Here is a 12,203-nt window from a genome sequence, read left to right on the forward strand (position 1 = left end):
TAAGAATTTCTTGGCAAACTCATCGTATTTTCGAATATCCATGTCTGGACTGATCTTAGTAATACTTCTCTCGCAAAGAACGCCAAGTTATTATCTGACTCACTCAGAGAGGCAATTTACCGTACGAGTGATTCCATCTTTCATCAGGGTTTCGCTAAAATTCATTAGGTAACCCAGCTTAATACCGCTCAGCCGGAGATACGTCAGCAATTGCTTTTTATGGGCATTCGTGAGCTTTTCGACGCATTTTAGTTCCACAATGACCTTGTCTTCTATGATAAGGTCAGCTCGAAAGCCCTCATCGAAACGAGTCCCCCGATACTCGATGGCAATCGGAACTTGCCGTTTAACCAGTAAGCCACGTTGACGAAGCTCATGCGCAAGACTTATCTCGTATACCGTCTCCAGTAATCCAGGACCTAATTCACGGTGTATCCGAACCGCACCGTCGACGATCCTCTTTCCGATTTCGTTTTCCGTCATAATCCGCCTTTCCCTTTGCGTTCTTTGCGTCTTTGCGAGAGCTACATCGCATAGGTCGCATGATCTCCCTGGGTTTTCGTGTTTGACGTAGAATCAGTCCCCCTCTTGAGCTAGTTGTTCAGCGCGCGCGAGGCCTTGGATTTCATCCAGCCCCTATAATTGCCTCACTTCTGGTAAACCTTGCGCTGGAACAGATCGGTACGGCGGCTCACCACTCGGTCGATAAACAGCATGCCGTCGAGATGATCCAGTTCGTGCTGTACCGCGCGGGCCTCGTACCCCTCCATCTCATACTCCAGCGGTTTGCCCCAGGGATCCTGGGCGCGGATCTTGATATGGGTGGCACGAATCACGTTACCGGTATAATCCGGCACCGAAAGACACCCCTCACGCCCCATTTCAAATCCGTCCCAGTGGGTGATTTCCGGATTCACCAGGATCATGTATCCGTGGTTCGGTACCGGTTTGCGGGTATTGGAGACATCGACGATAACCACCCGTTGAAACCGACCCACCTGTGGCGCGGCGATACCCACGGCAGCGGGACCATCGCGGCGCGTCTGCTCCAGATCATCGATAAAGGCACGCAGTTCATCATCGAATTGCTCAACCGGCTCAGATACCTGCTTCAGTCGCTCATCGGGTATTTTTAAAATTTCCAGAACAGCCATCGTTATCCAATCAGCGTCTCGATGGGGGATACGTTGACATCGATATCACCCAGGTTATCCAATGCCGCTTCCAGCGACTCCAGTGGCAGCTCGGCATAACCCTGGATATGCATGATATAAACCGGTCGCTCACTCGATCCGGCCACATCCGATTCCAGTTCCAGAATGTTGCACCCGTGTTGTGCCAACACCTCCGTCACCTGGGCCACGATGCCGGCCCGGTCGGCGCCAGCCACCCGCACCTGGATATTGGGGACCACGTGCTGGTGCAGGGAACCGGCAATATCATCCACATGCATATGCAGTGACAATTCATCGGCCACCGGCTGCAACACCGCTTCCACCTCTCCTTCTCCGGTTACCATCATCATGATGGTAAAGTTTCCGCCCAGGCGAATCATGGACGCTTCACCCAGGTTCCAGCCGGCACGATACAGGGCAGAGGTCACCCGCCCGACAATCCCCGGCTGATCGGCACCGACCAGCGTCAGCATTTTCCAGTCACTCATCTCTCGTTTCTCCCGCGGTTAAACGGACCTTGTATAATAATTTCTCAAGGGCAATTCCTTGTGGTTGCCCGTCTCATTGTGACGGTTCCGTTCCCGAACAGACACGGGGCCTGCCCCTACGTACCCTGGATTAACATCACGCCGGGTTCGGTTTCACTCGATCCAGATCAGCGATGCCATGCGCCCCGTCGCCCCGTCCCGGCGGTAGGAATAAAAACGCTTGCTGTCGGTTACTGTACAGTAATCCCCGCCACCAATAAAACCGACACCCGCCTGCTGCAGGCGCCGTCGCGCCAACTGGTAGATATCCGCCAACCAGTGCCCCGGTCGACCGGGACGAAACGCCCTGTCGGCCTCCGGATCAGCTTGGATAAAGCGTTCCCTCACCTCCGGTCCCACCTCGAACGCGTCCGGACCGATCGCCGGCCCCAGCCACGCCAACAACCGGTCGGCTGGATCGGAAAACTTAGCCAGTGTCGACTCAATGACGCCGTCGGCCAATCCGCGCCAACCGGCATGGGCCACGGCGACCCGATTACCCGCCCGGTTACACAGCAAAACCGGCAGGCAATCCGCCGTCATCACCGCGCACACCTGCCCCGGGCGACTGGTTATCGCCGCATCCGCTTCTCGATTCTGAACCGGCCCTTCACCATCCAGCACGCGGGTGCCGTGCACCTGATTGAGCCAGACCGGATCGGCGGGTAGCCGGGCCGCGCGTGTCAACCGCCGCCGGTTTTCAGCCACGGCCGCCGGATCATCCCCCACATGATCGCCCAGGTTCAGGCTGTCATAAGGGGTAGTACTCACCCCGCCGATCCGGGTCGATATCACGGCATGTATGGCAGCGGGAGCCGGCCATTCGGGCACGAGGAACACCGGTGCCGCCTCAACCATGCTGCAGATCCTCACGCAGGGCCGTCAACAACTGCTGCATATCGTCCGGTAGCGGCGACTCCCACTCCATCCACTCTCCCGATTCCGGGTGGGCCAAGCCCAGCTTGATAGCATGCAGAGCCTGGCGGCGGAAGCGGTGCAACGTTTCGCGCAACAGCTCCGTGGCCCCCGCCGGCTGCCGCAGCCGCCCGGCATAGACCGGATCGCCCACCAGCGGATAACGCAGATGGGCCATATGAACCCTTATCTGATGCGTCCGGCCGGTCTCCAGTTTAACCTTCAGATAGGTATGTGCACGGAAGCGCTCGAGCACCCGATAGTGGGTCACCGCCTCCTTGCCGGCATGGTGGACGGCCATCTTGGTTCGCTGGGTGGGGTGACGACCAATCGGCTCATCCACCGACCCGCCTGCCGTCATCACTCCGATTGCTACCGCCCGATACTCCCGATCGAATTCCCGGGCCTGCAATTGTTCCACCAAGGCTTTATGCGCCGCCGGTGTGCGGGCAATTACCAGCAATCCGGTCGTCTCCTTGTCGAGACGATGGATGATGCCGGCCCGCGGCAATTGGATCAGTTCAGGGTCATGATGCAGCAAAGCATTCTGCAAGGTGCCGTCGGGATTGCCGGCGGCCGGATGGACTACCAAGCCGGCCGGCTTGTTGATCAAGATGAGGGCCTCGTCCTCATAGACGATATCCAGATCGATGGCCTGTGGTTTACACTCCACCTGATCTTCCAAGTGGGCCTCCAGTTCCACCCATTCGCCACCCAATACCTTATCCCGCGGCCGGCATACCACTCCATCCAGGGTGACCAAGCCCGCCTTTACCCATTGTTGCAGCCGGCTGCGGGAGTAATCCGGGAACAGCTGAGCCAGGGCTTGATCCAGCCTTTTACCGGCCAGTTCAACCCCAACCCTTGCAGTAAGATGTTCTACTCGTTCAGACAAAACCGCCGCTCCCAATCAACATAACCACCCTGGATGGGCCGAAAAGGTGGAGTTTAACGCATTCGAGCCGGCTATCCCTCACCTCGCGTGCAGATCCCGATAGTTACCTGCCAAGATCGCCCCACAGACACCTTTCGGGTATACTTTTTCGTTCGAATCATCTTTCAGTTACGATCACACATGGCTAAACAACGCATTTTCACCGCTGTACTCATCCTGTCGCTGTTTACGCTCTCGGGTTGCTCCCTGCTGCCCAAGGAGAAGGACGAGACCCTCGGCTGGAGCGCCCAGAAATTTTATTCCGAGGCCAGCTTCGCCATGTCGGATGGCGACTATGAGACGGCCATTAAATACTTCGAGGGATTGGAGTCCCGCTACCCCTTTGGCCGCTACGCCATGCAGGCCCAACTGGATGTTGCCTACGCCTACTATAAGGACGGCAATCACGAATCCGCCATCGCAGCGGCTGATCGCTTCATTCGTCTACACCCCCGCGACCCCCATGTGGATTACGCCTATTACCTCAAGGGCATTGTCAATTTCAATCGCAATCTGAGCTTCATCACCCGTTTCATCCCCACCGATACTTCACAACGTGACCCGGGGTCGACCATCGATTCATTCAATGACTTTGCCGAGCTGGTGCGCCGCTTTCCAGAGAGCCAATACTCGGAAGACGCCCGCAAGCGCATGTTCTACCTGCGTAACAATCTGGCCAGCCATGAAGTGCACGTCGCCCGTTACTACATGCGACGTGGCGCCTATTTGGCGGCCGCCAACCGCTGCGTGACGGTGGTCGAGAAATATCAGCGCACACCCGCTGTCAAAGATGCCCTGGAGATCATGGTCCAGGCTTATGACAAGCTGGGGCTGGAAGCACTTTCATCGGATGCCCAGCGGGTATTGGCGCTGAATCTGCAAAACGGCGCACTGGAAGTGCCCGATACCGAGTATAAAGAGGAGAAGTCGCTCGGCAAGGCGGTCTGGGACTACCTGGAGCTGGACACGAACTGATCCTGCTTACCATTTCTGCTATAAACGTAAAATAAAAGGGGCGCAAAATGCGCCCCTTTTATTTTGTCTATTTGTGTCGATCAGATCGCCGTCTCATCTTGCTCGCCGGTACGGATGCGCACCACTTTCTCTACCGAGGTAACGAAAATTTTACCGTCACCGATCTTGCCGGTCTTGGCCGCATTGGTGATCGCCTCGATACAGTCATCCAACTGATTTTCGTTAATCACCACCTCGATCTTTACTTTGGGAAGGAAATCCACCACATACTCCGCGCCGCGGTACAGCTCCGTATGGCCTTTCTGCCGACCGAACCCCTTTACTTCACTGGCGGTCATACCCGTAATACCGACTGCAGACAAGGCTTCCCGCACATCATCCAGTTTAAAAGGCTTAATAATCGCGTCGACTTTTTTCATTGCAACTAGGCTCCTGTTGTCACCTTACCGCTACCGGCGGTGTATTTACTGTTTATTGGATGCTCATATTACCGGAAATGGAGTCTTCGGCAATAATCAGCATTTTGCTCCTACGCCATGACGGCGGATTCAGAATCCGTTGGTCAGGGGATAACGCCTATCCCGACCAAATGCACGTTGACTGATCTTGACCCCCGGCGGCGCCTGCCGGCGTTTGTACTCATTACGGTCAACCAGTCGCACCACGCGCCGCACATCCGCTTCATCGAAACCGGCCGCCACGATCTCATTGACGCCCTTATCCTGCTCAATATACATGGCCAGGACAGGATCCAGTATCTCATAGGGTGGCAATGAGTCGGAATCCTTCTGATCCGGTGCCAACTCAGCGGAGGGGGGACGTTCGATTACCCGGCGCGGGATGACAGCCGAAATCCGGTTCCGGTACTCGGCCAACCGATAGACCAGCAATTTCGGCACATCCTTGATCGGCGCAAACCCACCGGCCATGTCTCCGTACAGCGTTGCATAACCCACGGACATTTCGCTCTTGTTACCCGTGGTCAACAGAATCCGACCGGTCTTATTACTGATAGCCATCAAAATAACGCCCCGGCAGCGGGCCTGAATATTCTCTTCGGTAGTATCCCGCTTGGTACCGGCAAAGGTCTGCTCCAGCATACCGAGAAAGGCGTTGAAGGCCGGTTCGATCGGAATTGTCTGGTGCTTTACCCCAAGAATATCGGCTTCCTGCACCGCATCCTCGTTGCTCATATCCGCGGTATAGCGGGAGGGCATCAACACCACCTCCACCTGATCAGCCCCCAGGGCATCGACCGCGATCGCCAGGGTCAACGCGGAGTCGATACCGCCGGAAAGGCCCAGCACCGCACCTTTGAAGCCATTTTTGTGGACATAGTCCCTGACACCATTGACCAGTGCGGCATAAACCGCCTCTTCCTCCGAAAGCAGGGGTGTAATGGAGGCCGGAACAGGAGATATTTTTCCATCCTGTTCAGCAAACTCCACCAATGCCTGATCTTCCCGGAAAAAAGCCGCCCGTTGCGTGATGGCACCTTCCGGATTAACCACAAACGAACCACCGTCAAACACCAGCTCATCCTGACCGCCCACCAGGTTGAGGTAGACGATGGACAGCGCGGTCTCCTGCGCCCGTTTTTGTAACAGGGTCTCCCGCTCCGGTGCCTTGCCAGAGTGGAAGGGGGAGGCATTCAGATTGAGCAAGATCCGGGCGCCCGCTTCAGCCGCCGCCGCCGCCGGCGTCTTGTACCAGATATCTTCACAGATGGTGATACCGACCGGCACCCCTTGCATCTCAAACACACAGGCCTGGTCGCCAGACTCAAAGTAACGTTTTTCATCGAAAACACTGTAATTGGGTAGCAGGGATTTGAAATACTCGGCGATGATTGCCCCCTCCCGTATGACTCCGGCCGCATTGTACAGCTTACCGTCCCGACATTTGGGATAACCCAGGATCACGTCTATCCCGGAACAGGCGCGGCATAGACGCGCCAACTCGTTCTCCACCCGGGCGATCAGTTCCGGACGCAGTAGCAAATCTTCCGGCGGGTAACCGGTAAGGGTCAACTCCGGAAATACCACGGCGTCAGCCTGCTGCTGATCACGGGCGACACGCATCGCCTCCAGAACACGCTCCGCATTGCCCTTGATGTCACCCACCATCAAGTCGATTTGTGCTAGGGAAATTTTCAGGCTCAATGAATTACCCACCAATAGGTATTTTTGCTATGCCGAGGACCTGCCAGCCCTCTAAACGAAGAAACCGCCACCGGCCTAACGACCGGGGCGGCTTATGATACCCAATTTCGGGAATCTTGGCGCTATCAGCTCATCAGCTCCAGCATCTTGGCGCCAATCTCAGAGGGGGAACGCACCGTCGCCACGCCCGCCGCCTCCAGGGCGGCAAACTTACTGTCTGCGGTACCTTTCCCACCACTGACGATGGCACCGGCATGCCCCATACGCTTACCCGGAGGTGCGGTCACGCCGGCAATATAGCCCACGACCGGCTTGGTCACATTGGCTTTGATGAAGGCAGCCGCATCCTCTTCCGCGGTACCGCCGATCTCGCCCACCATGACGATACCTTCGGTCTGGGGGTCTTCCTGGAACAGCTTCAGGCAATCGATGAAATTCATGCCGTGGATCGGATCACCGCCGATACCGACGCAGGTGCTCTGCCCCAGTCCGGTAGTGGTGGTCTGGAACACCGCCTCATAGGTCAGGGTGCCGGAACGGGAGACAATGCCGATCTTGCCGGGCTGGTGGATCATTCCGGGCATAATGCCTATTTTACAGGCGCCCGGGGTGATGATACCGGGACAGTTGGGGCCAATCAGACGGCAGTCGTAATTGGCCAAGGCCGCCTTGACCTTCAGCATATCCAGGACGGGAATGCCTTCGGTAATACAAGCGATCACCTTAATGCCGGCATCGGCCGCTTCCAAAATGGCATCAGCCGCAAAAGCCGCTGGCACGTAGATCATAGTGGCATCGGCGCCGGTGGCGTCGACAGCGTCATGCACCGTATCAAAAACCGGCAGATCCAGATGTTTCTGGCCGCCCTTTCCAGGGGTTACACCGCCCACCATATTGGTGCCATAGGCGATTGCCTGCTCGGTGTGGAAGGTGCCCTGCTTGCCAGTGAAGCCCTGGCAGATGACTCGGGTGTCTTTATCGATGAGGATACTCACAATTCATTTCCTGTTTCTGGTGGAACCGTTTCAGCGCCTACCGGACGCCTGAACGGTTCAAACAATCAGCCCTTGGCAGCAGCGACAACTTTCTCTGCGCCTTCTGAAAGATCGGCAGCGGTGGTGATAGCCAGGCCACTGTTGGCCAGCAGTTCCAACCCCTCGGGTGCCTTGGTGCCTTCAAGCCGCACCACCACCGGAACTTTCACATCCACCTCTTTGACCGCTTCGATAATGCCCTCGGCAATCAGGTCGCAACGGACAATACCACCAAAGATATTGACCAGTACCGCCTGTACCTTTTCATCCGACAGGATCAGCTTGAACGCTTCCGCCACGCGCTCTGCGGTGGTGCCGCCGCCTACATCCAGGAAGTTGGCCGGCGAACCACCCTTGAGCTGAACCAGGTCCATAGTCGCCATGGCCAGACCGGCGCCATTCACCATACAGCCGATATTGCCGTCCAGGGTGATGTAGTTGAGATCGTGCTCGGCCGCCTTGGCTTCGCGCTCATCTTCCTGGCTGATATCGCGCATGGCCAGCAGGGCCGGCTGACGATAAAGGGCGTTGCTGTCGAGATTGATCTTGGCGTCCAAGGCAATCAGGTTGCCGGCCTTGGTCACCACCAGCGGGTTGATCTCCACCAAGCTGGCATCGCTCTCGATGAACAGCTTGTAAAGCGCAAACATGAACTTCTGGAATTCACGGATCTGGGTCCCTTCGAGCGCCAGGGCAAACGCCAATTTACGGCACTGGTAGGCCTGCAGACCGGCCGCCGGGTCGACACGAACGATGTGAATCTGTTCCGGGGTCTCTTCCGCCACCTCTTCGATATTCATACCGCCCGCCTGGGACGCCATGAAGAGAACCTTCTTGGAATCACGATCCACCAATGCGCTCAGGTAGAGTTCGCGCTCGATATCGGTGATAGTTTCAACCAACAGGGTGTTGATCGGCAGACCGGGCTCGCCCGTCTGCTTGGTCACCAACATACTGCCTAGCAGACGCTGCGCTTCGGCTTCCACTTTTTCCAGGCTATCCACCAACACCACACCGCCGACCTTGCCACGTCCACCCGCGTGGACCTGTGCCTTGACCACCCAGCGACCACCACCCAGGGCTTCCGCTGCACGACGCGCCTCTTTGACGGAGGTAACTGGCGTGCCCTCCGGAACAGGGATACCCTGTTTCGCAAACAACTGTTTTGATTGATACTCGTGTAGATTCATTCTCGCAACCGGTCAACGTGATAAAAAAAGAGTGCTATTCTGGTCGAAATCGACAAAATAAGCAAAACTAGGAAATACCCTAATTAATTCAGATTATGGGCATAAGACTACTACTAATTCTTCTCACCCTTTGGGTACTGTATATTTCTGTACGGCGCTATATCAGACGCCGCGAAAAAAACGATGTCAACAGACAAAATAAAATTGCAGATAACATGGTTCAGTGCAAATTTTGTGGCACTTATTTACCCGAGTCCGAAGCACTCAAAAACAATAGTGATTTTTTCTGCTCGAAGGAGCACCTGACTCAACAAAACCATGACCATTAGCCGTATGAAGCCGCCTTTATTCTCTATACGTAAACAACGTAATTCATGATCCCTACTGCCCCCAAACAGCCGCACTTGGAGCTGGAAAGCAGCCAGTTAGCTACTAAAGCGTCTGAACAGGCGCTGCGCCTGTTCTTTTACTACCGACTGATACTGGCTTCGCTCCTGGGGATCTTGTATTTCAGCAAAGTCGGCCCTTCGCTGCTGGGCCATACCGACCACACCCTCTTTACCCTTGGCGTCATCATCTATATCGGTTTGGTGCTTGCCAGCGGATTGCTGCTCTACGCCGCCCGCCCCTTATCGCTGAATCAGCAAACCTTCCTGATGGTGTTTGTCGATATCTGCGCCATCACCCTGCTGATGCATGCCAGTGGAGGCATCACCTCCGGCATGGGGATGTTACTGGCTGTCTCCATCGCCGCCGGCAGTCTGATCACCCGTGGCGGTTATGCAAGCCTCCTCGCGGCACTGGCATCCATCTTTATACTTTCAGAACAGGTTTATGCCCATCTGAATCAGACCTTTGAGACCACCGCGTATACCCAGGCCGGCCTGCTCGGCACACTGTTCTTTGCTATAGCCATCCTCGCCCATGTCATGGCACGCCAGCTGAAAACCAGTGAGGCGTTATCCAGCCAGCGACAATTGGATCTCGCCAACATGGAGCAGTTGAATGATTACGTTATTCAACACATGCTTACCGGCATTATTGTGGTCGACACCAAGAGCACCATCCGCCTGATCAATGAATCGGCCTGGTATCTCCTGGGCATGCCTGAGGTGTCTACCGGCAGCCCACTGGAGCAAGCGTGCCACAAATTGGCTGTACAGCTCTCGGAGTGGGACCCCGAGCAACACATTCCTCCTGAGCCCTTCCGCCCAACCTCCGGTGGAAGAGAGCTGACCGCCGGGTTTTCCTTACTGGGGGAGCAGAACAAAGGCGGCGCCGTCATATTTCTTGAGGATACAGCGACCGTTACGCAACAGGCACAACAGATGAAGTTGGCCTCGCTGGGCAGGCTGACTGCCAGTATCGCCCACGAGATCCGCAACCCGCTAGGTGCCATTGGCCATGCCGAGCAACTACTCAAAGAGTCGCCCGATATCCCTCAGGCAGACCGGCGACTGATCGACATCATCAGCACCAACACCCGGCGGGTGAACGAGATTATCGAAAATATCCTGCAGCTTTCGCGGCGCGGTCGCTCGCTACCCAAGGAGTTCTTGCTCAAACCCTGGTTGGAGCAGTTTGTCGGAGAACTGGCGCGCACGCTGAATTTGCCTGACGGTGTATTAAAACTGCAAATAGAGCCGGGTAGCACACTTGTTCGAACCGACCCAAGCCAATTTCGCCAGGTTTTTGTTATCCTGTGTGAAAACTCCATCAAACACTTCGACAGGGAGCCTGAAGCGTTGAGCATACAGATAAATGGCGGCATCACCCGGGAGTCAGGCGGCCCCTTTGTGGATATTATCGACAACGGCCCGGGAATCTCCCTCGAACACGTCAAACAGATGTTCGAGCCCTTCTTCACGACAAAAAATGCCGGCACCGGCCTGGGACTTTATATTGCCAAGGAGCTTTGTGATGCCAATCGTCTAGGATTGGATTATATTCCGCTACCGACGGGTGGCAGTTGTTTCCGCATCACCTTCCCTGGCAGGGGTAACCAACCGGTAAGATAATGAGCAATCCACTGGCACTCATCGTTGACGACGAACCCGATATTCGAGAGCTCCTGGAGATCACTTTGGGGCGCATGAATATCGACTCCCGGGCAGCGGAAGATCTGCAGGCGGCTAAAAGATTTTTGGCATCTGAGCGCTTCGATCTCTGCCTGACCGACATGCGCCTGCCTGACGGCAACGGAATTGAGCTGGTCGAAACCATCAACCAGGATTATCCGGAGCTACCGGTGGCGGTGATCACCGCCCACGGCAATATGGATTCGGCCGTCCAGGCACTCAAGGCCGGTGCCTTTGATTTTGTCTCCAAACCGGTTGACTTGGGCGTGCTACGCAATCTTGTCACAACCGCCCTTAAACTGGAGCGACCCACTTCGACAAAAAGCAAACAGACGGAGAGTAACGGCAAGTCCGAACTGCTGGGAAAATCGCCCGCCGCCGAGCAGATACGAACCCTAATCCGCAAGCTGGCCCGCAGTCAGGCCCCAGTTTTCATCAGTGGCGAATCGGGTACCGGTAAGGAACTGGCCGCACGACTCATCCATCAGCAGAGCCCGCGCGCCGAGCACAACTTCATCGCCGTCAACTGCGGCGCCATCCCACAAGAACTGATGGAGAGTGAATTTTTTGGTCACATGAAGGGAAGCTTTACCGGTGCCATCAGCGACAAGCAAGGCCTGTTTCAGGCGGCAGATGGCGGCACCCTGTTTCTCGATGAAGTAGCCGATCTGCCACTCAATATGCAAGTCAAATTATTACGGGCAATTCAAGAAAAATCGATAAGACCGATCGGAGCCCAGAAAGAGATACCGGTCGACGTTCGCATTACCAGTGCCACCCACAAAGACCTGGCAGCGCTGGTGGAGAGTGGTGACTTTCGGCAGGATCTGTTCTACCGGATTAATGTGATCGGGCTCGCCATTCCACCCTTGAGAGAACGCAAAGACGACATAGCCTTGCTGGCAGAAATGGTATTGAACCGCATCGCCTCTAACCCCAACTCTGAAAAGCCCAGGCTGGATCCGGAAGCATTGGAGGCCCTAAAAAACTACAGTTTCCCAGGCAATATCCGGGAATTGGAAAATATCCTCGAGCGAGCAGTGGCTCTCTGCGAGGATAAAACTATCACGCTAGAAGACCTGCTACTTCCCACCGAAGTAACAAACATGGCCATTAATGTAGACAGCATCAGCTCAGAATTACCTTTGGATGAACATTTGGAACAAGTGGAGCGCGATCTAATCAAAAAAGCACTCGAGCAAACCCACTGGAA

Annotated in this window: 13 protein-coding genes; 4 read left to right on the forward strand and 9 right to left on the reverse strand. The window is 55.7% G+C overall.

All coding sequences use genetic code 11. From position 1 onward, the window contains the following. Window positions 1-99: 99 nt before the first annotated feature. From ACQY5R_RS15035 to rluD, 5 genes are all read right to left on the reverse strand, one after another. On the reverse strand, window positions 100-483 hold the full coding sequence (locus ACQY5R_RS15035) for a GxxExxY protein (protein WP_428609832.1): 384 nt from the start codon (window positions 481-483) through the stop codon (window positions 100-102). Window positions 484-647: 164 nt separating this feature from the next. After that, window positions 648-1,154, reverse strand: a complete 507-nt coding sequence (gene def / locus ACQY5R_RS15040) for a peptide deformylase (RefSeq protein WP_428609834.1) — start codon at window positions 1,152-1,154, stop codon at window positions 648-650. Window positions 1,155-1,156: 2 nt separating this feature from the next. Then, the gene (locus ACQY5R_RS15045; RefSeq protein WP_428609835.1) at window positions 1,157-1,663 is read right to left on the reverse strand and encodes a glycine cleavage system protein R; all 507 of its coding nucleotides are present in this window, start codon (window positions 1,661-1,663) and stop codon (window positions 1,157-1,159) included. A gap of 153 nt (window positions 1,664-1,816) precedes the next feature. Beyond that, window positions 1,817-2,560, reverse strand: a complete 744-nt coding sequence (pgeF, locus tag ACQY5R_RS15050; protein WP_428609837.1) for a peptidoglycan editing factor PgeF — start codon at window positions 2,558-2,560, stop codon at window positions 1,817-1,819. After that, on the reverse strand, window positions 2,553-3,512 hold the full coding sequence (rluD, locus tag ACQY5R_RS15055; protein ID WP_428609839.1) for a 23S rRNA pseudouridine(1911/1915/1917) synthase RluD: 960 nt from the start codon (window positions 3,510-3,512) through the stop codon (window positions 2,553-2,555). Before rluD ends, pgeF begins: the two co-directional genes overlap by 8 nt. Before the next feature lie 180 nt (window positions 3,513-3,692). On the opposite strand from rluD, the gene ACQY5R_RS15060 reads away from it, so the two are divergent. Then, complete coding sequence (locus ACQY5R_RS15060; RefSeq protein ID WP_428609840.1) at window positions 3,693-4,526, forward strand: outer membrane protein assembly factor BamD; 834 nt, start codon at window positions 3,693-3,695, stop codon at window positions 4,524-4,526. Between the two features lie 80 nt (window positions 4,527-4,606). On the opposite strand, the gene ACQY5R_RS15065 is transcribed toward ACQY5R_RS15060, so the two are convergent. The 4 genes from ACQY5R_RS15065 to sucC all read right to left on the reverse strand — a co-directional run bounded on the left by ACQY5R_RS15065 (window position 4,607) and on the right by sucC (window position 8,912). Beyond that, entirely contained in the window at window positions 4,607-4,945 is a 339-nt protein-coding gene (locus ACQY5R_RS15065) for a P-II family nitrogen regulator (RefSeq protein WP_428609842.1), read from the reverse strand. A 129-nt stretch (window positions 4,946-5,074) separates the two neighbouring features. After that, window positions 5,075-6,688, reverse strand: coding sequence for an NAD+ synthase (locus tag ACQY5R_RS15070; protein WP_428609843.1), 1,614 nt, complete (start codon window positions 6,686-6,688; stop codon window positions 5,075-5,077). Between the two features lie 125 nt (window positions 6,689-6,813). Next, a complete protein-coding gene (sucD, locus tag ACQY5R_RS15075; RefSeq protein ID WP_428609845.1) occupies window positions 6,814-7,683 on the reverse strand; it encodes a succinate--CoA ligase subunit alpha in 870 nt (289 codons plus the stop codon). Between the two features lie 65 nt (window positions 7,684-7,748). Further along, complete coding sequence (gene sucC, locus ACQY5R_RS15080) at window positions 7,749-8,912, reverse strand: ADP-forming succinate--CoA ligase subunit beta (protein WP_428609847.1); 1,164 nt, start codon at window positions 8,910-8,912, stop codon at window positions 7,749-7,751. A 95-nt stretch (window positions 8,913-9,007) separates the two neighbouring features. Between sucC and ACQY5R_RS15085 the strand changes: the two genes are divergently transcribed. The 3 genes from ACQY5R_RS15085 to ACQY5R_RS15095 all read left to right on the forward strand — a co-directional run. After that, the gene (locus tag ACQY5R_RS15085) at window positions 9,008-9,241 is read left to right on the forward strand and encodes a PP0621 family protein (protein ID WP_428609849.1); all 234 of its coding nucleotides are present in this window, start codon (window positions 9,008-9,010) and stop codon (window positions 9,239-9,241) included. Between the two features lie 45 nt (window positions 9,242-9,286). Beyond that, window positions 9,287-10,930 (forward strand): sensor histidine kinase, encoded by a 1,644-nt coding sequence (locus ACQY5R_RS15090; RefSeq protein ID WP_428609850.1) that lies wholly within the window; start codon window positions 9,287-9,289, stop codon window positions 10,928-10,930. Next, window positions 10,930-12,203: sigma-54-dependent transcriptional regulator (locus ACQY5R_RS15095; protein WP_428609851.1), on the forward strand; the 1,274-nt coding region annotated here is incomplete at its 3' end. The genes ACQY5R_RS15090 and ACQY5R_RS15095, both read left to right, overlap by 1 nt.

The organism is Sedimenticola sp. (genome assembly GCF_050289425.1).
GTDB lineage: Bacteria > Pseudomonadota > Gammaproteobacteria > Chromatiales > Chromatiaceae > Sedimenticola.

Coding starts and splice junctions, on each gene's coding strand:
- ACQY5R_RS15035 (WP_428609832.1), bottom strand. CDS start 483: ATGACGGAAAACGAAATCGGAAAGAGGATCGTCGACGGTGCGGTTCGG.
- def (WP_428609834.1), bottom strand. CDS start 1,154: ATGGCTGTTCTGGAAATTTTAAAAATACCCGATGAGCGACTGAAGCAG.
- ACQY5R_RS15045 (WP_428609835.1), bottom strand. CDS start 1,663: ATGAGTGACTGGAAAATGCTGACGCTGGTCGGTGCCGATCAGCCGGGG.
- pgeF (WP_428609837.1), bottom strand. CDS start 2,560: ATGGTTGAGGCGGCACCGGTGTTCCTCGTGCCCGAATGGCCGGCTCCC.
- ACQY5R_RS15060 (WP_428609840.1), top strand. CDS start 3,693: ATGGCTAAACAACGCATTTTCACCGCTGTACTCATCCTGTCGCTGTTT.
- ACQY5R_RS15065 (WP_428609842.1), bottom strand. CDS start 4,945: ATGAAAAAAGTCGACGCGATTATTAAGCCTTTTAAACTGGATGATGTG.
- sucC (WP_428609847.1), bottom strand. CDS start 8,912: ATGAATCTACACGAGTATCAATCAAAACAGTTGTTTGCGAAACAGGGT.
- ACQY5R_RS15085 (WP_428609849.1), top strand. CDS start 9,008: ATGGGCATAAGACTACTACTAATTCTTCTCACCCTTTGGGTACTGTAT.
- ACQY5R_RS15090 (WP_428609850.1), top strand. CDS start 9,287: ATGATCCCTACTGCCCCCAAACAGCCGCACTTGGAGCTGGAAAGCAGC.